Source organism: Nocardioides sp. FY1077 (assembly GCF_058681775.1).
In genome coordinates, this window is the sequence record NZ_JBZWDB010000001.1 from 235752 (window position 1) to 257889 (window position 22138).

Annotated in this window: 17 protein-coding genes; 6 read left to right on the top strand and 11 right to left on the bottom strand. The window is 76.3% G+C overall.

Features of this window, described 5'->3' with window-relative positions; genetic code table 11:
- The first annotated feature begins 142 nt into the window (after positions 1-142).
- Both AC4OR8_RS01150 and AC4OR8_RS01155 read left to right on the top strand, forming a co-directional pair.
- Positions 143-1867, top strand: a complete 1725-nt coding sequence (locus AC4OR8_RS01150) for an ABC transporter transmembrane domain-containing protein (RefSeq protein ID WP_492163730.1) — start codon at positions 143-145, stop codon at positions 1865-1867.
- Entirely contained in the window at positions 1864-3615 is a 1752-nt protein-coding gene (locus AC4OR8_RS01155; RefSeq protein ID WP_492163731.1) for an ABC transporter ATP-binding protein, read from the top strand. Before AC4OR8_RS01150 ends, AC4OR8_RS01155 begins: the two co-directional genes overlap by 4 nt.
- An 85-nt stretch (positions 3616-3700) precedes the next feature.
- On the opposite strand, the gene AC4OR8_RS01160 is transcribed toward AC4OR8_RS01155, so the two are convergent.
- From AC4OR8_RS01160 to AC4OR8_RS01170, 3 genes are all read right to left on the bottom strand, one after another.
- Positions 3701-4411 (bottom strand): NAD-dependent deacylase, encoded by a 711-nt coding sequence (locus tag AC4OR8_RS01160; protein ID WP_492163732.1) that lies wholly within the window; start codon positions 4409-4411, stop codon positions 3701-3703.
- A gap of 60 nt (positions 4412-4471) precedes the next feature.
- On the bottom strand, positions 4472-5053 hold the full coding sequence (locus AC4OR8_RS01165) for a GNAT family N-acetyltransferase (RefSeq protein WP_492163733.1): 582 nt from the start codon (positions 5051-5053) through the stop codon (positions 4472-4474).
- A 79-nt stretch (positions 5054-5132) separates the two neighbouring features.
- Positions 5133-6050, bottom strand: coding sequence for a 1,4-dihydroxy-2-naphthoyl-CoA synthase (locus tag AC4OR8_RS01170; protein ID WP_492163734.1), 918 nt, complete (start codon positions 6048-6050; stop codon positions 5133-5135).
- A 64-nt stretch (positions 6051-6114) separates the two neighbouring features.
- Between AC4OR8_RS01170 and AC4OR8_RS01175 the strand changes: the two genes are divergently transcribed.
- Positions 6115-6561, top strand: coding sequence for a nitroreductase family deazaflavin-dependent oxidoreductase (locus AC4OR8_RS01175; protein ID WP_492163735.1), 447 nt, complete (start codon positions 6115-6117; stop codon positions 6559-6561).
- A gap of 110 nt (positions 6562-6671) precedes the next feature.
- Here the strand turns inward: AC4OR8_RS01175 and AC4OR8_RS01180 are convergent, their stop codons facing one another.
- The 6 genes from AC4OR8_RS01180 to AC4OR8_RS01205 all read right to left on the bottom strand — a co-directional run bounded on the left by AC4OR8_RS01180 (position 6672) and on the right by AC4OR8_RS01205 (position 17145).
- Positions 6672-7280, bottom strand: a complete 609-nt coding sequence (locus tag AC4OR8_RS01180; RefSeq protein WP_492163736.1) for an ACT domain-containing protein — start codon at positions 7278-7280, stop codon at positions 6672-6674.
- Positions 7281-7374: 94 nt separating this feature from the next.
- A complete protein-coding gene (gene recD / locus AC4OR8_RS01185) occupies positions 7375-9195 on the bottom strand; it encodes an exodeoxyribonuclease V subunit alpha (protein WP_492163737.1) in 1821 nt (606 codons plus the stop codon).
- A complete protein-coding gene (locus AC4OR8_RS01190) occupies positions 9192-12626 on the bottom strand; it encodes a UvrD-helicase domain-containing protein (protein WP_492163738.1) in 3435 nt (1144 codons plus the stop codon). The genes recD and AC4OR8_RS01190 overlap by 4 nt, the downstream gene beginning before the upstream one ends.
- Positions 12626-16030: an exodeoxyribonuclease V subunit gamma gene (gene recC, locus AC4OR8_RS01195; protein ID WP_492163739.1), complete on the bottom strand. Its 3405-nt coding sequence runs from the start codon at positions 16028-16030 to the stop codon at positions 12626-12628. Before recC ends, AC4OR8_RS01190 begins: the two co-directional genes overlap by 1 nt.
- Before the next feature lie 52 nt (positions 16031-16082).
- Positions 16083-16574 carry a PGPGW domain-containing protein gene (locus AC4OR8_RS01200; RefSeq protein ID WP_492163740.1) on the bottom strand — a complete coding sequence of 164 codons (492 nt, stop codon included), beginning with the start codon at positions 16572-16574 and terminating at the stop codon, positions 16083-16085.
- Positions 16575-16680: 106 nt separating this feature from the next.
- Positions 16681-17145: a PGPGW domain-containing protein gene (locus AC4OR8_RS01205; RefSeq protein ID WP_492163741.1), complete on the bottom strand. Its 465-nt coding sequence runs from the start codon at positions 17143-17145 to the stop codon at positions 16681-16683.
- A gap of 165 nt (positions 17146-17310) precedes the next feature.
- Between AC4OR8_RS01205 and AC4OR8_RS01210 the strand changes: the two genes are divergently transcribed.
- Positions 17311-18213 (top strand): sulfite exporter TauE/SafE family protein, encoded by a 903-nt coding sequence (locus AC4OR8_RS01210; RefSeq protein WP_492163742.1) that lies wholly within the window; start codon positions 17311-17313, stop codon positions 18211-18213.
- Between the two features lie 217 nt (positions 18214-18430).
- The gene (locus AC4OR8_RS01215; protein WP_492163743.1) at positions 18431-18928 is read left to right on the top strand and encodes a hypothetical protein; all 498 of its coding nucleotides are present in this window, start codon (positions 18431-18433) and stop codon (positions 18926-18928) included.
- A gap of 117 nt (positions 18929-19045) precedes the next feature.
- On the opposite strand, the gene AC4OR8_RS01220 is transcribed toward AC4OR8_RS01215, so the two are convergent.
- Both AC4OR8_RS01220 and AC4OR8_RS01225 read right to left on the bottom strand, forming a co-directional pair.
- Positions 19046-20116 (bottom strand): TerC/Alx family metal homeostasis membrane protein, encoded by a 1071-nt coding sequence (locus tag AC4OR8_RS01220; RefSeq protein ID WP_492163744.1) that lies wholly within the window; start codon positions 20114-20116, stop codon positions 19046-19048.
- Positions 20117-20263: 147 nt separating this feature from the next.
- A complete protein-coding gene (locus tag AC4OR8_RS01225) occupies positions 20264-20854 on the bottom strand; it encodes a TetR/AcrR family transcriptional regulator (RefSeq protein ID WP_492163745.1) in 591 nt (196 codons plus the stop codon).
- Positions 20855-20935: 81 nt separating this feature from the next.
- On the opposite strand from AC4OR8_RS01225, the gene AC4OR8_RS01230 reads away from it, so the two are divergent.
- Positions 20936-22102, top strand: coding sequence for an acyl-CoA dehydrogenase family protein (locus tag AC4OR8_RS01230; protein WP_492163746.1), 1167 nt, complete (start codon positions 20936-20938; stop codon positions 22100-22102).
- Positions 22103-22138 lie beyond the last annotated feature (36 nt).

Below are 22138 nucleotides of genomic sequence, written 5' to 3' on the forward strand. Positions count from 1 at the left end.
CCGTCACGTGGGCCGACAGGTGCGGGTCCGGGCCGACAGGTCAGCGGCAGCCACCCACCAGCAGTACGTCGGGCCGCTGCCACCACCCGTCGCACGACGGGCCGCTGCGGCCGGGCGGGACCGGTAAGGCTAGCCTTACCCGGTGTCGACCAGCGTGGAGCAGCCGCCGGCCACGGCGGCCGCGCTGCTGAGGCGCACGCTGCGCCGCAACGGGCGCCGGCTGGGCGCGGCGTCGGGGTTCATCGCCGTCTGGCAGGTCTGCGAGGCGCTGGTGCCGGTGCTGATCGGGGCGGTGGTCGACCGTGCGGTGGCCACCGGGTCGTGGTCGGCGCTGGCGGTGTGGGGTGGCGCGCTGTGCCTGCTCTTCACCGTGCTCGCCCACAGCTACCGCGCGGGTGCCCGCGTCGGCGAGGCCGCGCTGCAGCGCGAGGGCCACCGGCTGCGCACCGAGGTCTCGGCCCACCTGCTGCACCCCCGCGGGGCCCGCGCCGACCAGGTGCCGGGCGACCTGCTCACCGTCGCCACGGCCGACGCCGACCAGGCGGCAGCGGTGCTGCGCCAGGCGTGGTTCGCGGTGGCCGCGCTCGCCGGGTTCGCCGTCACCGCCGTGGTGCTCGCCCGCATCGACCTCGTGCTGGCCCTGCTGGTGCTGGTCGGCGTGCCGCTCGCGCTGCTGGTCAACCAGCTGCTCGCCGGCCCCCTCGCGCGCCGCAGCGCCGTGCGCCAGGAGGCGCTGGGCCGCGCCACCGGCATCGCCACCGACCTGGTCACCGGCCTGCGCCCGCTCAAGGGCGTCGGCGCCGAGGACGTCGCCCTGGAGCGCTACCGCCACGAGAGCCACCGCGCGGCCGAGGCCAGCGTCGCCGCGGCCCGCTGGGAGGGCCTGCTGTACGGCGTGACCCAGGGGCTCAGCGGCGTGGTGCTGGTCGTGGTGGCGCTGGTGGCCGGCAGCCGCGCGCTCGACGGCACGATCAGCGTCGGCGAGCTGATCGCCGTGGTGGGGCTCGCACAGTTCGTCGCCGAGCCCCTGCAGACCCTGGCCTACTTCGTCTCCCAGCTCGCCCAGTCGCGGGCGTCGGCCGGTCGCATCGTCGCGGTGCTGGCCACGCCCCACCTGCTGGAGGAGGGCACCGCCACCGCCGACGGCGCCGGCGCCGCTGCCCTGCACGTCGAGGACGTGCACCACGGCCCCCTGCACGGCGTCGACCTCGCCGCGGCCCCCGGCGAGCTGGTGGCGGTGGTCGTCGACGACCCGGCCGACGCCGCCGCCCTGATGACGCTGCTGCGCGGCGAGGCCCGACCCGACGCCGGCGTCGTCCGGCTCGGCGGTCGCGCGCTCACCGACCTCCGCCTCGCCGAGACCCGCCGGCTGCTGCTGGTGGCCGACCACCACGTCGACCTGTTCGAGGGCACCCTGCGCAGCAACGTCGACCCCGCCGACCGTCTCGACGACCCCCGGATCGCCGCCGTGCTCGCCGCGTCGGCGGCCGACGAGGTGGTGGCGCAGGCCCCCGGCGGGCTGGCCGAGCCGGTGGCCGTCGGCGGTACGACGCTGTCGGGCGGGCAGCGCCAGCGCGTGGGGCTGGCCCGGGCGCTCGCCGGGGCGGCGCCCGTGCTGGTGCTGCACGACCCCACCACCGCCGTCGACGCCGCCACCGAGCACCGCATCGCCCACGCGCTGGCCGCCGAGCGCCACCGACCCGCCGCCCCGCTGGCGCTCACCACGGTGGTCCTCACCGGCAGCCCCGTGCTGCTCGCCCGCGCCGACCGCGTCGTCCACCTCGTGGCCGGCCGCGTGGTCGCCACCGGCACCCACGCCGACCTCGTCGCCAGCAGCCACGCCTACCGCGAGGCGGTGCTGCGGTGAGCGACACCCTGCTCCCCCGGTCCACCCCCGGCGAGGCGTGGCGCCTGGTGCGGCGGCTGCTGCGCCGCCGCCGCGTCGACGTCGCGCTCACCACCGTGATGTTCGTGCTGGTGGGCCTGGCCGGGCTGGTGGCGCCCTGGCAGCTGGGCGTCGTGGTCGACGCGGTGGTCGACGGCGGCGACCGGTCCGTCGTCGTGCGCGCCGCGCTGTGGATCCTCGGCGCGAGCGCCGTGGTCACCGTCGGCACCGCCCTGGCCATCGGTCGCCTCGCTCGCGCCGGCGAGCCGACGCTGGCCGAGCTGCGCGAGCAGGCCCTCGACCGCGCCCTCCACCTCGACGGCGCCGAGCTCGAGGCCGCCGGCAGCGGCGACCTGCTCAGCCGGGTCGGCGACGACGTACGCCTGGTGGCGCAGTCGCTCACCGAGGTGGTGCCGCTGCTGGTCGGCTCCGCGCTGGCGATCGTGCTGACCGCGGGCGGGCTCTTCGCCCTCGACTGGCGCCTGGGGCTGGCCGGGCTGGCGGCCGCCCCGGCGTACGTCGCGTCGCTGCGGTGGTACCTGCCCCGCTCGGCCCCGCTCTACCGCCGCGAGCGCGAGGCCAACGGGGTGCGGGCCGGGGCGTTCCTCACCGGCGTGCACGGCAGCCGCACGCTGCGCGCCCACGGCCTGTCGCAGTCCCAGCAGGAGCAGGTCGACCGGGCGTCGTGGGACTCCGCGCGCCTCTCCCTCGACGTCGTCGGGTTCTTCACCCGCTTCGGCCTGCGGATGAACGGCTCCGAGCTGGTCGGGCTGCTCGTCGTGCTGGTCACCGGCTTCCTGCTGGTGCGCGCCGACGAGGCCACGGTGGGCGCCGTCACCGCCGCCGGGCTGTACTTCCACCGGCTGTTCAACCCCATCGGCGCGGTGCTGTTCCTCTTCGACGCCGCCCAGTCGGCCGGGGCGTCGCTCACCCGCCTCGCGGGCCTCGCGCTGCTGCCGGCCCCGCTGCCGCCCCACGGCGCCCGCGCCGCCGACGACACCACGCTGGAGGTCCTCGGGCTCCACCACGAGTACGTCGCCGGCCGCCCGGCCCTCGCCGGGGTGTCGGTGCGGGTACCGGCCGGGCAGCGCGTCGCGGTCGTCGGGGCCAGCGGGGCCGGCAAGACCACCCTGGGCTCGGTGGTGGCCGGTCGGCTGCGGCCCACCGCCGGCGAGGTGCTCGTCGGCGGCCGGCCCCGCGACCTGGTGGTGGCGCCGGGGCGCACCGGGCGCCCCACGGTGGCTGTGGTGACCCAGGAGGTGCACGTGTTCACCGGCAGCGTGCGCGACAACCTCACCCTGGCCCGCCCCGACGCCGACGACCCCCTCGTGCGCGAGGCGCTCACCCGCGTCGGCGCCGCCGGCTGGGTCGACGCGCTGCCCCAGGGGCTCGACACCGCGGTCGGCGCGGCCGCCCACCCGCTCACCCCCGCCCAGGCCCAGCAGCTCGCGCTGGCCCGGGTGCTGCTGGCCGACCCCCTGGTCGTGGTCCTCGACGAGGCCACCGCGGAGGCCGGCTCGGCCGGCGCCCGCGACCTCGAGGCGGCGGCCGCCGCGGTCACCGCGGGGCGCACGTCGCTCACCATCGCCCACCGCCTCACCCAGGCCGCGAGCGCCGACCGGGTGCTGGTGATGGCCGGGGGCCGCGTCGTCGAGGAGGGCACCCACGCTGAGCTGGTCGCCGCCGGTGGCACCTACGCCGACCTCTGGGCCGCCTGGTCGACCGACTGACACGCTGGCGACCCCGCGCTTGCAACGCGCAGTTCGCAGCTCTGCTGCCCCGTCGTGACGGGGCAGCAGAGGGGACAACGGCGCGTTACAGCTTCCCGCCGCTGCCGACCGCGGCGAGGACCTCCTCGACCCAGGCCGGTACCAGCACGCCGGCGGGGCCGTGGCGGGCCTCGCGGAACCACGCCGTGCCCTCGCTGGGCAGCAGGTTGAGCTCGAGGGTCCGTACGCCGTGGCGTGCGGCCTGCTGCACGAAGCCCGCGGCGGGGTAGACCGCCCCGGAGGTGCCGACGGACACGAACAGGTCGGCGCCGCCGAGCGCGCGCAGGATGCGCTCCATCTCGTAGGGCACCTCGCCGAACCACACCACGTCGGGCCGCAGCGCCGCCTCGCCGCAGCCGGGGCAGGGCGGGCCGTCGGCCATCGTGCCCGTCCACGGCACCCGGTCGTCGCAGGCCGTGCACCACGCCCGGAGCAGCTCGCCGTGCATGTGCAGCACCCGCGTGGAGCCGGCGCGCTCGTGCAGGTCGTCGATGTTCTGGGTGACCACGAGCAGGTCGTCGCCGAGCGCCTCCTCGAGCCGGGCCAGCGCCCGGTGGGCGGGGTTGGGCGCCACCCCGGCGAGCGCGGCGCGGCGGGCGTCGTAGAAGTCGTGGACCAGCGCCGGGTCGGCGACGAAGGCCTCGGGGGTAGCGACGTCCTCGACGCGGTGGCCCTCCCACAGGCCGTCGGCGTCGCGGAAGGTCGGCACCCCGCTCTCGGCGGAGATGCCCGCCCCGGTCAGCACCACGATCCTCACGCCGCACACCCCATCACCTGCGGGAGCCTACGGCGCCGGTGTCCCAGCCGGTGGCGCCCGTCACGGGCCGAGCTCGCGTCGCACCACCAGCCGCGGCATCTTGCTGGCCACGGCGTCGGTGGTGCCCACCACGACGAACCCCGCCTTCTCGAACATCGCCCTGGTGCCGACGAACGCCATCGTCAGGTCCATCCGCCCACCGCCCGGGTCGACCGGGTGCGCCTCGACGGCCGGCGCGCCGTTCGAGGCGGCCCAGTCGACGGCGCCGTTCAGCAGCGCCGTGGTGACACCCTGGCGCCGGTGCCCCGCGCGGACGACGACGCAGATGATGCTCCAGACCGGGACGTCGTCGACGGGACGGATCAGCCTCGACCGGGTGAGTCGCGGGATGTCGGCGCGGGGACTGATGCTGCACCAGCCGACCGGGGTGCCGTCGCGGTAGGTGACGACCCCCGGCGGGACCTCCCGCTCGCACAGCGCCCTCGCCGCGCGCTCGCGGCTGCCGCCACCGAGCTCCTCGACCTGCGGTGCGGTGAGCCGGTGCGACAGGCACCAGCAGTGGGTGGCGCGGCGCGTGGGGTTGACGACGTCCGCGAAGTCGTCGAACCGGTCAGGGGTGACCGGGTGCGTCTCCCACTCCATCGCCGCATCGAAGCACACCGCGCCCACCACCGCACCCGGTCCGCGACGGCGTCCGCGGGCTCAGCGCTCGTCCGCGGGCTCAGTAGTACCAGGGGTAGGGCGACCAGTCGGGGTCGCGCTTCTCGAGGAACTGGTCGCGCCCCTCCTGCGCCTCGTCGGTCATGTAGGCCAGGCGGGTGGTCTCGCCGGCGAAGAGCTGCTGGCCGACCAGCCCGTCGTCGATGGCGTTGAAGGAGTACTTCAGCATTCGCTGGGCCGTGGGCGACTTCCCGTTGACCAGCCGCCCCCACTCCAGCGCGGTGGCCTCGAGCTCGGCGTGCGGCACGGCGCGGTTGACGGTGCCCATGCGCACGCCGTCCTCGGCGGAGTACTCCTCGCCGAGGAAGAAGATCTCGCGGGCGAACTTCTGGCCCACCTGCCGGGCCAGGTACGCCGACCCGAACCCGCCGTCGAAGGACCCGACGTCGGCGTCGGTCTGCTTGAAGCGGGCCTGCTCGCGGCTGGCGATCGTCAGGTCGCAGACCACGTGGAGGCTGTGGCCGCCGCCGGCGGTCCAGCCCGGCACGACGCACACCACGACCTTCGGCATGAAGCGGATCAGCCGCTGCACCTCCAGGATGTGCAGCCGTCCCAGCCGGGCCTTGTCGACGGTCTCGACCGTCTCGCCCTCGGCGTACTGGTAGCCGGCGCGGCCGCGGATGCGCTGGTCGCCGCCCGTGCAGAAGGCCCACTTGCCGTGCCGCTCGCCGGGGCCGTTGCCGGTGAGCAGCACGCACCCGACGTCGCTGGTGGTGCGGGCGTGCTCCAGGACCCGCAGCAGCTCGTCAACGGTGTGGGGACGGAAGGCGTTGAGCACGTCGGGGCGGTCGAAGGCCACGCGCACCGTGCCGTGGGCGCGGGCCCGGTGGTAGGTGAGGTCGGTCAGGTCGTCGAAGCCGGGCACGACGTCCCAGGCCTCGGCGTCGAAGGTCTCCGACACCCCGTCGATGGCGCTCATGCGGGCAGGCTATCGGGGCCCCGTGGGACTGGAATACGGGCCCGCCGCGTGCTCTTGTGGAGGCATGGCACTGAGTGGAGAGTACGAGCCCAGCCCCGAGCAGTGGGTCCGCGACCAGGTCGCGACCTACGAGGCCACCGGCGGCGCCGAGGCCAACACGCTGCCCGACCACCCCGAGTGGCCCATCGTGGTCATCACCTCGCGCGGGGCGAAGTCGGGCAAGCTGCGCAAGAACCCGGTGATGCGGGTGGAGCGCGACGGCGTGTACGCCGCGGTCGCCTCCAAGGGCGGCGCCCCCGAGCACCCGACCTGGTACCACAACTTCCTGGCCCACCCCGAGGTCGACCTCCAGGACGGCCCGGAGCCGCACACCTACCGCGCTCGCGTCGCCGAGGGTGCCGAGCGCGCCGAGTGGTGGGAGCGCTGCGTCGCGGTCTACTCGCCCTACGCGGAGTACCAGGAGAAGACCGACCGCGAGATCCCCGTGTTCCTGCTGGAGCGGGTGGGCTGAGGTCTCGGGCGGTTTCCCCGCTCGAGCGGGGAAACTGCCACTTGGTGGCTGAAATTTCAGCCGCCGAGTGCCGGTTTCCCCGGCCGGCCGGGGAAACTGCCCGCTCGTGCCTAGGGCCGGGCGATGGTCATCGCGAGGCCGGCGAGGTGGCCGATGCGGGCGACCTCGGAGTCGAGGAACTCCGGACCACCGCGGCGGCCGAGCACGACGATCTCGTTGCCCGAGAGCCGTGCGCCGACGTGGATGGTGGTCGTCTCGCCCTCGATCTCCAGGCGCTCGGCCCGCTCGATCTCACGGAACTCGAGCCGGTCGGGGGCCGCGCCGGTCGCCCGGACGATGCCCTTGGCGCGGTGCACCCGCACCGCCCAGTCGGCGCGGAAGACCACCGGGAGCAGGTCGACGAGGCGGTCGGGGGCCTCGTCGGGGTTGGCCGTGAGGTCCTCGACCGCCTCGAGGTCGAGGAAGAGGTTGCCGCCGGCGCCGTACCGGCTGATCCACACCACGCGCACGCCACTGAGTGCGTTGCAGGCGGAGACGATCCCGTCGGGCAGCGCCGTGGGCGGCAGCTCCAGCAGCACGTCGTCGACCGCGGTGCCGTCGCGGCGCTTGTCGACGATCTCGATGGCCTCGATGTCGCCGCCCGCCTCACCGATCGCGCTCGCCAGGCGACCCAGCGAACCGGGGACGTCGGGCAGCTCGACACGCAGCAGGAAGGGCACGCCGCGACCCTAGTGGCTCGACGTTGCGGGCGCGTGTCGCGTCACGGGCCTCAGCGGGGGCTCAGCCGGGGCTCAGCCGGGGCTCAGCCGGGGCTCAGCCGGGCTCGACCAGCCGCCGGCGCAACCCGCTCGCTCGGCGCGCCCGCCGCTCCACCGCGGCGCGCACCGCGTCGGGCGAGCCGACCACCCGCACCCGCTGCTGCGCCCGGGTGACGGCGGTGTAGAACAGCTCGCGGCTCAGCAGCGGGGAGTCCTGCGGCGGCAGCAGCAGCGTCACCTCCGCGGCCTGGCTGCCCTGGCTCTTGTGGATCGTCATCGCGTGCATGGTGTCGACGTCGCCGAGGCGCGACGGGCTCAGCTGCAGGTGCTCCTCCACGCCGGCGACCACCGCTCGCAGCGCGGCGTCGGGACCGGCACCGGCCACCACGACGCCGGTGTCGCCGTTGAACAGGTGCTGCCCGTAGTCGTTGGCGGTCACCAGCAGCGGGCGCCCGACGTACCACTCCTGGCCCCACGACGCGCCCACCGGTGCGCCGGTCGTCTCGGCCAGCCAGCGCTCGACCTGCCGGTTCCAGTGCTGCACGCCGAAGGAGCCCTCGCGGTGGGCGCAGAGCAGCCGGTGGCGCTCGAGGACGGCGACCGCCTCGTCGACGCGGCCGGCCTCCGCGGCGGTGCGCAGGTCGAGGGCGTGGCCGAGCAGGACGTCGCGCAGCCGGGCGGTGCCGTCGGCGCCGAGACGGTCGTCGTCGCCGCCGGGCTCGACCCACTCGACCTCGTCGCCACCGGCGGCCAGCAGGTCGAGCACGGCGTCGGCGTCGCCGGTGCGGACGGCCTCGGCCAGCCGGCCGATGCCGGCGCCGAAGCGGTGGGAGGTGCGCAGCGCGACGACCGAGCCGGGGTCGCGCTCGTCGAGGCCGCCGACCAGGTCGGCGAGCACGGCGCCGGCCTCCACCGAGGCCAGCTGATCGGGGTCGCCGACCAGCACGAGGCGGGCGTCGGGGCGCACCGCCTCGACGAGGCGGGCCATCATCGTCAGCGACACCATCGAGGTCTCGTCGACGACGACGACGTCGTGGGGCAGCTTGTTGCCGCGGTGGTGACGGAAGCGGGTGCGCGAGCCGGGCCGCCAGCCCAGGAGCCGGTGGAGGGTGGAGGCCGTGAGTGGGCCGAGCCGTTCGCGGTCGACCTCGGGCAGGTCGCGGGTGGCCTCGGCCACCGCCTGCTGCAGCCGCGCCGCGGCCTTGCCGGTGGGGGCGGTCAGCGCCACCCGGGGCCGCGGACCGGTCGCCTCGGCCTGCTCGGCGAGCATCGCCAGCAGCCCCGCGACGGCGGTGGTCTTGCCGGTGCCGGGGCCACCGGTGAGCACGGTGGTCCAGCGGTCGGCGGCCGTGCGCGCGGCGGCGCGCTGCTCGGCGTACCCCGCGTCGGGGAACACCCGCTCCTGCGCGGCGCCCAGCGTCGCCGGGTCGACGGACGGGGCGGGGCGGGTGGCGCGGGCGAGCAGGTCGTCGCGCACCTGCCCCTCCTCGCGCCAGTAGCGGTCGAGGTAGAGCAGGCTGCCCTCGACGTGCACGACGCCGGCCCCGGCGAGCGCCCCGCCCGCCACGCGCTCGGGCCAGCCGGCGGCGTCGGGCCAGGCCAGGGCGGTCACCTCGGGGGCGGCCTGCAGGTCGGCGGGGTCGAGCAGGTCGGCGAGGTCGACGCAGACCGACCCGTGGCGCACCGCGCGCACGGCCAGCGCCAGGGCCAGCGCCACGCTCTCGTCGTGCTCGCCGGCGAGCGCGCAGGTGCGCTCGGCGACGTGCACGTCGGCGGCGGTCAGCACCCCGGCGACGTTGAACTCGCCCAGCAGGCCGGTGGCCCCCCGCGCCACGCGCGGGTCGTGGGGGTCGTCGGTGGTGAAGAGCTCGATCACGGGGCGCCTCCTGCGCCGACACCGGCGAGCAGGTCGGAGGCGGCCAGCACCAGCGCGGCCGGCGGGCGCCAGCTGAAGACGCCGGCGGGGTGGCCGTCGACCAGCGGGGTCTGCGGGCCGCACATGCCGCGCACGTAGAGGTAGAGCACGCCGCCGAGGTGGACGTCGGGGTCGTAGCCCGGCACCCGCCAGCGCAGGTAGCGGTGGGCGACCACGGAGTAGAGCAGGGCCTGCAGCGGGTAGTGGGAGTGCAGCATCGCCTCCACCAGCCGGTCGCGGGCGTAGTCGGAGGCCACCAGCGGCCGGCCCGGCTCGCCCAGCAGGTTGGTCTTGTAGTCGACCACCACGAACCGCTGTGCGCCGTCGACCTCGGCGCGCAGCACGACGTCGACGGAGCCGGAGAGGTAGCCGCGCAGGACCTGGTCGCCGAGCAGCGGCTGCTCGAGGCGCTCGGCGTACGGCGCCAGCGGGTCGTCGGCAGGGAGGTGCTCGCGCAGCAGCTGGCCCAGGCCCCGCAGGTGCACCTCGGCGGGGCGGCCCCGCACGTCGCCGCCGTCGAGGGGCAGCTCGAAGTCGAGCTCGCGCAGCCGGTCGCCGAGGCCGACGTCGCCGAGGGTGAGCCCGGGCAGCAGCGGGCCGAGCGGGGTGTGGTGCAGCGGCACCAGCGCGGCGGCGAGCTCGTCGGCCGGCACGCCGACCGGCCACCACCGCAGCTGTTCGGCGGCGCGCTGGTGCAGCTCGGCAGCGAGGTCGGGGGCGTCGGGGTCGGCGTGCTCGAGCACGGCGTGCACGAGGCTGCCGAAGCCGGCGCCCGCGGGCAGGTCGGCCATCGGTGACGCCGGGTCGTCGGCCGGGTCGTCGGCCGCACCGGCGGCGTCCGGGGCGGTCCCGGGCGCCGTCTCGGCCACGTCCTCGGCCACGTCGGCCGCCCGGCCGGCGTCGCCGGCGAGGGTGGCCTCGTCGTCGCGCAGCGTCTCCTCCGGCTCGCTGACCACCCCCGGCGTGGCCGGCCCGGCCTGCTCCTCCACGCGGATCAGCGCGGAGTAGGAGGTGCGGCGCCAGTCGGTGTCGACCCGGCGCCCGAACCGGCGCACGGCGAGCCGCTCGCCACCACCGGCGACCGGCTCCGCGACCGCGTCGGCGACCACCGACTCCTCGCGGGTCGGCCCGCCCAGCTCCTCGAGCAGCCCCAGCACGCGGGTGACGTAGTCGTCGTCGCGCAGCGCCTGCTGGTCGGGGACGTCGGGCACCCCGGGCTGCCGCCCGAGCAGCAGCCGGTGGAGGCCGCCGTCGGGCGTGGTGGGCGTCGGGGCCCACCACGCCACGACCTGCGACTGCGCGCGGGTCAGCGCGACGTAGAGGTTGCGCAGCTCCTCGCCGCTCTCCTCGCGCTGGTGGGCGGCGACGCTGGCCGCCCACTGCGGGCCGCCGCCGGTGACGTCGAGGGCCCGGTCGGTGTCGTGGTGGAAGCGCGCGACGTCGACGGGCCAGACGTAGTTCTGGAAGAGGAACGGCAGGTAGGTGACGGGGTACTGCAGGCCCTTGCTGCCGTGCACCGTGACGACCTGCACCGCTGCGGCGTCGCTGTCGAGGCGGCGGGGGCGCTCGCTGCCGGTGTCGGAGCGGCGCTCCTCGCGGAACCACTGCAGCAGGGAGGTGAGGCCGAGGCCCTCGCGCACGGCCGTCTCGTGCATCAGCTGGGCGAGGTGGCGCAGGTCGGTGAGCAGCCGCTCGCCGTCGGTGCGGGCGAGCACGCGGGCGCTGAGGCCGCGCTCCTCGGTGGCCTCGAAGAGCGCGGCCACCCCGCGCCCTCGCAGCAGCAGCGCCCAGCCGCGCAGGGTGTCGGCCACCTCGTCGGTCAGCCTCGCGCCGCCGGCGTCGAGGTCCTCGGTGGTGCGCCCGAGGAAGCAGGTCAGCGCCGCGGCGCGCACCCGGCCGGAGCGGTGGGGCTGCTCGATGCCCTCCAGCAGGGTCAGCCAGTCGTCGGCGGCGGCGGTGGCGAAGACGTGGCTGCCGCCCGGCACCACCGACGCCAGGCCGCGCTCGGCCAGGGCGCGCTGCACCAGCAGGCCGTGCTCGCGGGTGCTGACGACCACCGCGACGTCGGCCGCGCGCAGCGGCCGCCCGCTCCACGTCGGTGCGGCGGCGAGCAGCTCGGCGATGTCGGCGGCGCAGTCGCGGGCGACGTGCTCACGCGCCTCGGCGGCACGGACCGCACCCGAGCGCAGCAGCCGAAAGCCTGACCGGGTCACCTGCCGCAGCCGGAACGGCGAGGGGTGCGGCGCCCCGACGAGGCGGCCGGGCTCGCCGTGGGCCCCGTGCCGGGCGGCGACGTCGCGCACCACGATGCGCGGATCGCCGAGCGCGGCGCCGCGCAGCACGACCTGCAGGCGGCGCACCAGCCCCTCGTCGCTGCGCCAGTTGGTGGCCAGGGTGGCCTGGGTGGTGGCGGTGGCCGCGGCCTCGAGGTAGGCCACCACGTCGCCGCCGCGGAAGGCGTAGATGGCCTGCTTCGGGTCGCCGATCAGCACCATCGTGGCGACGCCGCTGAAGGCGCGGTCGAGCACCTGCCACTGCACCGGGTCGGTGTCCTGGAACTCGTCGACCAGCACGATGCGCCAGCGCCCGCGCATCCGCTGGCGCGCCGGGGCGTCGTCGGACTCCAGCGCGGCAGCGAGCCGGCTGAGCAGGTCGTCGTAGCTGAGCACGCCGCGGCGGCGCTTGCGCCGGTCGACCTCCACCCGGACGGCCCGGGCGAAGTCGACGCGGGCGCGGCCGGGCGAACCGGGCTCGGGGGCCGGGTCGGAGCCGGGGCCGCCGTCGGGCACCAGCCGGGCATGCGGGTCGCTGACCGCGGTGCGGGCCAGGGCGAGCGCGGTCGCCCGGTCGAACGGCGGTGCGTCGGGCAGGTGGCCGAACCGGGCGAGGTAGAGGTCGTCGACCACCTCGACCACGAGGTCGTCGAGCGACTCCACCAGGGTGGCGCCGGTGTCGGTGTCGCCGGCGACACCCAGCGAGCGCAGCACGAGCTGGCAGAACTGGTGGGTGGTGGCGATGGTGGCGCCGTCGAACGCCGCGAGCGCGTCGCGGAGCCGGTGGCGACGCCGCGCCCGCTCCGCGTCGTCGACCCAGCCGACGGCGCCGGGCGCGCCGTGCACGAGCAGGCCCAGCAGCGTGTCGTCGGGGTCGACGCCGTCGGGGTCGCCCAGGGCGCGCTCCGCGGCGACCAGCTGCTCGCGCACCCGCTCGCGCAGCTCCTGGCTGGCGGCGCGGCCGAAGGTGATGACGAGCATCTCCTCGAGGCGGGCGTGGCCCTCCGCGACGTAGCGGGCCACCAGCGCGCCGACCGTCCAGGTCTTGCCGGTGCCGGCGCTGGCCTCCAGGAGCGTGGTGCCGGTGGGCAGCGGACCGGTGACGTCGAACGGCTCCATCACCACGCCCCCTGCTCGGAGTCGAGGAGCGGGCTCCACAGCCGCAGCGCGAGCGCGCCGAAGCGGGTGGGCTCGCCCGGCTGCTGCTCGTCGGCGCCCGGCGCCTCGGCGAGGCCCGGCACCGGGGCGCGCGGGCCCCACACCCGCAGGTGCGCGGCGTCGGAGCACTCGCCGGGGTAGCGCCCGTCGTCCCAGTCCCAGGCGACCTTCTCCAGCGCCTGGGCCTGCGGGGCGCCGGTGCGGCGCTGGGTGGCGTAGCGGAACGACGACTTCACCGGCAGCGGGAGCGGCTCGAGGCGGCCCTGGTCGAGCAGTGCCACGAGGTCGCGCAGCACGTCGACCGCGGTGTGGTCGACCGGGCCGAGCAGCGAGCGGCCCACCGCCTCGCGCGAGCGGCTGTTGGTGGGCCGGCCCAGGGTGCGGGCGGTCCAGCTGCGGTCGGGGTCGCTGGCGGCGAGCGCGAGCAGGTGCACCCACGACTGCAGCCGGTGGGTGGCCCCCAGGCGGGAGTAGGAGACCGGCACCAGCCGGTCGCCGAACACCTCGGGGACGGTCCCGCGCAGCCGTCGGCCACGCCCCAGGTCGACGTCGACGTCGACGGCCCGGGGGTCGTGGCCGCGTCGCTCCTCCAGGCCCGCCGCGGCCAGCGGCTGCGCCCGCTCGACCACCTGGCGCAGCAGCCGCCACCCGAGCCGGCCGGGCGGCAGGACGCCGCGGCGCCACTCCCGCTGCGTGGCCTCGGCGGGGTCGAGCCCGGCGAGCAGGTCGCGCACGACGCGGTCGCCGACGCCCCACTGCGCGAGCTGGTCGATCTCGACCGGCAGGCCGTCGTCGACGGGGTCGTCGTCGAGCGGCAGCGCGACGTCGAGGCGGCTGCGCAGGAAGTCCCTGACCGGGTGCTTGAGGAAGCCGGCGAGCTCCTCCAGCGACACGTCGTCGGGAGTGCCGTCGTCGGCCGGCGCCGGCAGCGGTCCGCGCAGGAACGGCGCCGCGGGCGAGCGGGGCCCGGCAGCGGCGCGGGCACCGGCCAGGGCGGCGGGGTCGAAGGTGAACGGCGCACCGGGCACCAGCGCGCCGACCGCGAGGTTGCGCTCGTCGAAGGGCTGCAACGGGTGACGGGTGCGCACGACGTCGGCCACCCGGCGCGGCGTGCCGTCGGCGCCTGGCGTGACGGTGGCGGTGAGGTCGAGGGTGTCGAGCAGCTCACCGAGGGGCACGGCCGGCGGCCGGGGGCGCCCGGAGTACTCGTCGGCGCCGGTGTAGGTGACCACGAGGCTCTCGGTGGCGGCGAGCACGGCGTCGAGCAGCAGCTGGCGGTCCTCGCTGCGGGCGTCGCGCTCACCGGTGACCGGGTCGCGGGCGAGCACGTCGTCGCCGTCGACCGCACCCGCCCGGGGGAACACGCCGTCGTCGAGGCCGAGCAGGCACACCACGCGGTGGGGCACCGAGCGCATCGGCACCATCGTGCAGACCGTGAGCGTGCCGGTGCGGAAGCTGGCCCGGGTGGGCCGCCCGGCGAGCCGGTCGTCGAGCAGGGCGCGGACGTCGGGCAGGCGCAGCTCGGTGCCGCCGAGGCCGGCGGCGGCCTCCCGCACCCGGGCGAGCTCGCGCTGGGCCTGCCCGGCCTGCCACGCCTCGGTCGACGGCACGGCGGTGAGGTCGCGCACCCCCTCGGCGAGGGCGTCGAGCCAGTGGTCGAGGGGGTGGGCGCCGACCAGTCGGTCGGTGACCGCGCGCAGGCGGGCGACGTACTCGGCGAGCCGGCCGGCCAGCTCGACCTGGCCGCTGCCGACGTCGTCGAGGGGCAGGGTGCGGTCGAGCCAGGCGCCGGCGTCCTCCGACATGGTGACGCCGGCCAGCAGCCGGTCGAGGCCGAAGCGCCAGGTGTTGGACACGTAGTCCTGCAGGCCGTAGTCGGCGCGGTGCTCGGCGTCGAAGGCCCACCGCACGCCGGCCTCGCGCACCCACTCGGTGAGCTGCTGGAGGTCGTCGTCGCCGAAGCCGAACCGGCGGCGCACCGGCTCGGTGTGGGCGAGGTCGAGGACGTCGCCGGCACCGGCGCGGCCCCCGGCGAGGTCGAGCAGCCGCGCCGCGACCGACAGCAGCGGGTTGGTGCGCGCGAGCGAGCGGTCGGCCAGGCTCACCCGCAGCCGGTGGGCGGGGTGGCCGTCGTCGCCGACGACGTCGCCGAGGCCGAAGCCGGCGGAGACCAGCGGCGCGAAGGCCTCGATGTCGGGACACATCACCAGCACGTCACGCGGCTCGAGGGTGGGGTCGTCGGCGAGCAGCCCCAGCAGCACCTCGCGCAGCACGTCGACCTGGCGGGCCTGGCCGTGGCAGGCGTGCACCTGCACCGAGCGGTCGTCGTCGCGCAGGGTCCGTGCGGCGGCGTCGCCGACCCGGTCGCCGCGCAGGTCGTGCTGGAGCCAGCCGAGCAGGCTGCCCGGGTCGCCGGCCTCGACCGGCGGCGCGCCCGCGGCCGGGGTCGCGTCACGGGGCTCGACGGTGGCCAGCACGCGCTGCAGCTCGCGGGTGTCGCGGCCCAGGGTGGCCAGCAGGGGGTGGGCCACGCGCTGGTGGCTGGTGTCGTCGAGGCGCGCCACCGGGCCGGCGGCGGCGTCGTCGGCCAGGGCGCGCCACAGGGCGGCGGAGGGGTGGGGCAGCCAGAGGTGGACGTCGCGGTGGGTCCCCAGCGCGGCGAGCAGCTCGACCTCGGTGACCGGCAGCCGGGTGTGGCCGAAGAGCGAGAGCCGCGGCGGCAGGTCGACCGCGCCGGGCTCGTCGTGCAGCGTCGCGAGGGTCTGCGCGTGGCGGACGTCGGGCGCCGGAGCGTCGACGCGGGCGACCAGCCGTCGCCACAGCTCGGGCTGCCAGGCGAGGTCGGGCGCCAGCGGGCCGCCCCGGCCGTCGGTGTCGCGGCCGGCGGCCCAGTCGGCGACCAGGGCGGGGCGCTGCACGGCGTACCCGGCGAGCAGCCGGGCCAGGCGTCGCGCGACGGCGAAGCGGCGGCCGCGGCGCAGGTCGCCCTCCTCGCCGCCGAGCCCGTGGCCGAGGTGGAGCGCCAGGGGGGCCGCCCACGGCTCGCCGAGCGAGGCGTCGACGACCGCGAGCAGCGGCCACACCAGCGCCTCCGGCGCCCACGGGTCGTCGTCGCGGGTGCCGGTGACCTCGGCGACCAGGGAGGCCGGGCTGCGGAACTCGACCCCGGCGCACACGCCGTCGCCCGACCCGGCGCCCGCGCCGAGGCGGTGGGAGACGCGCTGCGAGAGCCAGCGCTCGACACCACGGGCCGGCACCACGACGACCTCGGTGGCGAAGGGGTCGGCGAGGGGGGAGGCGAGCAGGTCGGCCAGGCCGTCGGCCAGCACGTCGGCGCGGGGCGCGCGGTGCAGGGTCAGGGCCATGCGGCGCACCTTAACGGCCGGTCCCGACAGCGTCCGGGGCGCGGCGGTGGGCTCAGGCGTCGGCGAGCGGTGACTGCTCGTCGGCGCGGTCGATGTCGCGCTCGATGGCCGCGACGGCCTCGGGGTGGCCGTGGAAGCGGCGGTAGCTCCAGACGAGCAGGGCGATCGCCATCAGGCCCGAGGCCACCTGGGTGATGCCGGTGGCGATGCCGCCGGGCAGCCACCAGAAGTCCGACAGCGGCCACCACGAGGGCGACGGCGGGCCCCAGATCCACAGCGCCCCGCAGGCGAGCAGGCCGACGGCGACGCAGGCGGTCACCACGATCGCCAGCCAGGACGACACGCTCTGCGCGGCACCCTTCATCGCGCGGTACTTCAGCGGCTCGAGGCGCCGCTCGGCCCACTCGTACTGCTGGGAGAGCACCGCCACGCCGGCGAACAGCAGGATCAGACCGGGGCCGGGCAGCACCAGGGCCGCGATCCCGAGCAGGACGAGCGTCCACCCGGCGACCTCGAGGCCGACCCGGCGGACGGCGCCCTTCACGACGTGGCTCCCCTGCGCATGACCCGAGCATCCCAGAGACCACCAACCGGCGGGAGTGTTCCGCGCCGCTCGTCCGCGCAGGTCACGGCCGGGGTCACGGCCGGGGTCACGGCCGGGGTCCGGGGACGGGGGCGCCGTGGAAGCGCAGGTGGGCCCAGGCGGTGAGCGCGAGACCGACCAGCCCGGAGACGACCTGCCCCACGCCGGCCCAGAGACCGCCGGGCAGCCAGGTCCAGGCGGGCAGCACCCACCAGGAGGGCTGGGCGGGGTCCCACAGCCACAGCAGGCCGCTGGCGCCGAGCGCGGCGGTGACCGCTGCGGTGGTCAGCGTGCGGGGCCAGGTGGCGACGCCCCGGGCGGCCTCGTGCAGCGCCCACCGCCGCACCGGCGCGAGCCGGCGGGCGGCCCAGGGGTCGTGCTGGGCGAGCAGCGCCGTCCCGGCGAGCAGGAACAGCACGCCCGGACCGGGCAACGGGAACAGCACCACCCCGACGGCCACCAGCGCCCAGCCCGTGCCCGACAGCGCCGCACGCCGCACGCCGGACGGCGCGGGCGGCGGGGCGGTGGTCATCGAGCCAGGGTGCGCCGGGCGGGTGAACGCCGCACGACGGGCGGCCCGCGCGGCGGTGACGACACGCCGACGTGTGGTCGTGTGCGTCAATCGTGTGCATAATCTCTACCGACACACTAGCCAATGAGCGGCGTCCCGCCGTCTCCCACCGAACGGTGACCACCCATGCGCAAGCTCCTCGTCCTCGGATTCGTGGGACTCCTCGCCCAGCTCATCGACGGCTCCCTCGGCATGGCCTACGGCGTCACGTCGTCGACCCTGCTGCTCGCCGCCGGTGTCGCCCCGGCCGCGGCCTCGGCCGCCGTCCACTTCTCCGAGATCGGCACCTCGCTGGTCTCCGGCTTCGCCCACCACAAGCTCGGCAACGTCGACTGGCGCACCGTCTCGATCCTGGCCGTGCCCGGCTTCGTCGGCGCCTTCGCCGGCGCGACGTTCCTGGTGAGCCTCGACGGCGACACCGCCAAGCCCTGGGTGGCCGGCATCCTGCTCGCGCTCGGCGTCTACGTGATCTGGCGCTTCCTGGTGCTCGGCGGCCGTCGCCCCACGTTCAAGTCGCGGCCCTCGGCGGCGATGCTCGCGCCGATGGGCGTCGTCGGCGGCGCGCTCGACGCCATCGGCGGCGGCGGCTGGGGCCCGGTCGGCACCACCACCCTGCTGTCCTCGGGCCGCCTGGAGCCCCGCAAGGTCATCGGCTCCATCGACACCTCGGAGTTCGTCGTCGCCGTGGGCGGCTCGCTCGGCTTCATCCTCGCCCTCGGCTCGCAGGGCATCGAGTGGTCGTACGCCGCGGCGCTGCTCGCCGGCGGCGTGGTCGCCGCCCCGGTGGCGGCCTGGCTGGTGAAGAAGCTCGCTGCGCGGGTGCTCGGCGTGGCCGCCGGCGGCCTGATCGTGCTCACCAACTCCAAGACGATCCTCGAGTCCCTCGGCGCCTCCGGCACCACCGTGGTCGTCGCCGCGGCGGCCCTCTTCGTGCTGTGGATCTCCGGCATCGTCTGGGCCGTGCGCCAGGAGCGCCGGGCCCGCGCCGAGGACGCCGCCACTCCTGAGCCGGCGCTCGCCGGCGCCTGAGCAGCACCAGAGCAGCACCAGAGCAGACCTGAGCAGCACCGCCGAGGGGCGGTCGACCGTGGCCCGAGGCCCGGTCGGCCGCCCTCGCGCACGTGCGGCGGTCCGGCCGCGGGACGGGTAAAGATGTCGCCGATACCCCACGCGGGGCCTCCCCGGGTTCGTAGCCTCACCTCACGCCGGCCCACCCCCCAGGGCCGGACGAGACAGGGAGAACCCCATGATCCGCACCCTCCTGACGGTGGCCCCCGCCACCTGCCTGAGCGTCCTGCTCGCCGCCGGCGGGCTCGCCACCGCCACCTCGGCCACCGCCGCGACCGCCCCCGCCGCGCCGGGTGCCGCCTCGAGCACGGCCGACTGCACCGGTGAGCAGACCCGGCTCGACAAGGCCCTGGCCGCGCGTGAGCGCGCGCTCACCCGCTCGACCCGGGCCGACGAGGCCGTCGAGCAGGCCCGCGACGCCGCCGCCCGCGCCGACACCCGCCGCGAGGAGGCCCGCGCCCGCAAGGAGCTGAAGGCCGCCAAGCAGCAGGAGACCGAGGTCGACCGGGTGACCAAGGCCCAGCAGATGCGCGTCACCCGCGCGCAGGAGCGCCTCGACGCGTGCCAGGCCGAGCCCGAGCCCGAGCCCGAGCCCGAGCCCGAGCCCGAGCCCGAGCCCGAGCCCGAGCCCGAGCCCGAGCCCGAGCCGGAGCCCGAGCCCGAGCTGCCTGCCTGAGGCACCGGCCGCACGGCGCCAGGCGTGACCTGAGCGCGCCGTACCCGCTGCACCCGCGAGGGCCCTGCCGACCACCAGGTCGACAGGGCCCTCGTCACGTGTGGCCGGCGCTGCGCGTCAGCCGGTGGTGACCCGCTCGTCCCGGTCGTCCAGGTCCTCGTCCCGGTCGCCGGCCGCGGCGGCCGCGTCGGCCCGCGAGGAGGCCACCAGGCTGGTCGTGGTGGTGACCACCAGGATGCCCACGATGACCGCGAGCGAGGCCAGCGTCGGGATCTCCGGCACGGCGCTCCACTCCATGTGCGCCCAGTGCAGCACCAGCTTCACGCCGATGAAGCCGAGGATGGCCGCGAGGCCGTAGGAGAGGTGCACCAGCCGGGCCAGCAGCCCCTCGAGCACGAAGTAGAGCGCGCGCAGGCCCAGCAGGGCGAAGGCGTTGGTGGCGAACACCAGGTAGGGGTCGCCGGTGATGCCGTAGACCGCCGGCACCGAGTCGATGGCGAACACGACGTCGGTGGCGAAGACCGCCACCACCACCAGGGCGAACGGCGTCAGCGCGCGACGCCCGGCCTGGCGCACCGTGAGGCGCGGGCCGGCGTACTCGTCGGTGACCGGCATGACCCGGCGCACCAGGCGCACGACACGCATGTCGGCGACCTCGGTGGTGTGCCCGCTGCCGCGCAGGGCGTCGCGCAGCAGCTTGGCGCCGGTGAGCAGCAGCACCAGGCCGAAGACCAGGAAGACCCAGTCGAACGCGGAGAGCGCGGCGGCCCCGAGGGCGATGAAGATGCCGCGCAGCACCAGCGCGCCGACGATGCCGTAGAGCAGCACCCGCTGCTGCAGCGCCTTCGGCACCGCGAAGGCCGCGAGCAGCAGCATGAACACGAAGAGGTTGTCGACGCTGAGCGCCTTCTCGACGAGGTAGCCGGTGTAGTACTCCACGCCGCGCTCGCTGCCGTGCTGCGACCACACGTAGCCACCGAAGGCGAGCGGGAGGGCGACGTAGAACAGCGACCACATGGTCGCCTCGCGCATCGACACCTCGTGGGGCTTGCGGGTGGCGATGAAGTCGACGACGAGCAGGCCGACGACGGCGGCGATGGTCACGGCCCACAGGGTGGGCGTGCCGATGGTGTCGATCGCGAGCGCCGACGGGGCGGCGGTCACGACGAGGTCGGGCAGGGACGGCATGCAGACTCCTCAAGCGACATGGCTTGAGGTCTCCCCCGCCCGGCCGTCACGGCCCGGGCGTCCGCCCGGGACGTCTGTGGAGACGTCGTACTGACCGGGCGGGCCTTGGGTGGGGTACTCCCCTCGCCGGTGAGTCTAGGGGACGCGTCATCGACCGGACAAGCCGTGCACCACGAGGTCGGCGAGGTGGCGGTACGCCGCCGCGTCGTCGAGCCCGGTGGCCTCGCCGATGACCCCCGACCTGATCGCGGTCATCACCTGCGCCACGGCGGCGCCGACGAACGCGGCGTCGACCGGGCGCAGGGCGCCGGCGCGCACCCCGTCGTCGACGAGCTGCTGCACCCGACGGGCGGCCAGCCGGGTGTTCTCCCGGTAGACCTCGCCGGCCGGCGGGTAGGCCTCGAGGTCGGCGTGGAACCGGGCCGAGGCCGGCTCGAGCTCGGTGGCCACCGCGTCGAGGTACGCCGGCAGCCGCCCGCCGGCGTCGTCGACCGCGGCGACGCGCTGCTCGATGCGCTCGGCGGCGCGCTGGAAGTAGCGGCGCACGGCCGCCTGGATCAGCTGCTCCTTGCTGGTGGCGACGTCGTACAGCGTGGAGCGGGAGCAGTGCAGCCGGGCGGCGAGGTCGCCCACGCCGAGCGCCAGGAAGCCCTCGGCGAGGAAGAGGTCGGCGAGGCCGTCGAGCAGCTCGGCGCGGCGGGCGCGCGCCCGCTCGGGCAGCACCCGTGTCGACGTCACCGGTGGAGGCTATCGCCCACGACCGGCCCAGTACCGAGACCAGTACCCTGGTACTGCCGTCGATCCCACCCTGGAGAACCCATGCCCGCCCGCCGTGTCCTGGCCACCGAGGAGGCCGCCGACCTGCTGCGCCTCGTGCGCCAGATCGCCACCGACCACCTCGCCCCCCGCGCCGCCCAGGCCGAGGCCGACGAGGAGTTCCCTCGCGACGTCTTCACCCTCCTCGGCCGCTCGGGGCTCCTCGGCCTGCCCTACCCCGAGGAGCACGGCGGCGCCGACCTGCCCTACGAGGTCTACCTGCAGGTGCTCGAGGAGCTGGGCGCCGTGTGGTCCAGCGTCGGCGTCGGGGTCTCGGTGCACGCGCTGTCGTGCTTCGGGCTGGCCACCCACGGCACCGAGGCCCAGCAGAAGGCGTGGCTGCCCGACATGCTGGGCGGTGAGCTGCTCGGCGCCTACTGCCTCTCCGAGGCCCACGCCGGCTCCGACCCCTCCGCCATGCGCACCACCGCGCGCCGCGACGGCGACGACTACGTGATCGACGGCGCCAAGGCCTGGACCACCCACGGCGGGCACGCCGACTTCTACAAGGTGATGGCCCGCACCAGCGAGGGCCGTGGCGGCATCTCCTGCTTCCTGGTGCCGGCCGACACCCCCGGCCTGTCCGCCGACGTCCCCGAGCGCAAGATGGGCCTGACCGGCTCCGCCACCGCCACCGTGCGCTTCGAGTCGGTGCGGGTGCCGGCCGAGCGGCGCCTGGGCGACGAGGGCGCCGGGCTGCGCATCGCCCTCGCGGGCCTCGACGCCGGCCGCCTCGGCATCGCCGCGGTCGCCACCGGCCTGGCCCAGGGCGCGCTCGACACGGCCACGGCGTACGCCCAGCAGCGCGAGACCTTCGGCCGGCGGATCATCGACCACCAGGGCCTCGCCTTCGTGCTCGCCGACATGGAGGCCGCCGTGCAGGCCGCGCGGGCGACCACCCTGCACGCCGCCCGCCTCAAGGACGCCGGCCTGCCGTTCGGCCGCGAGGCCTCGGTCGCGAAGCTCGTCGCCACCGACCAGGCCATGAAGGTCACCACCGACGCCGTGCAGGTGCTCGGCGGCGCTGGCTACACCCGCGACTTCCCCGTGGAGCGCTACATGCGCGAGGCCAAGGTCATGCAGATCTTCGAGGGCACCAACCAGATCCAGCGCATGGTCATCGGCCGCTCCCTCGACAAGGACCCCGGCGGCGCCATCACCGTGGCCTGACCCGCGGCCGGACGACGGTCCCGCACCGGCCATCAT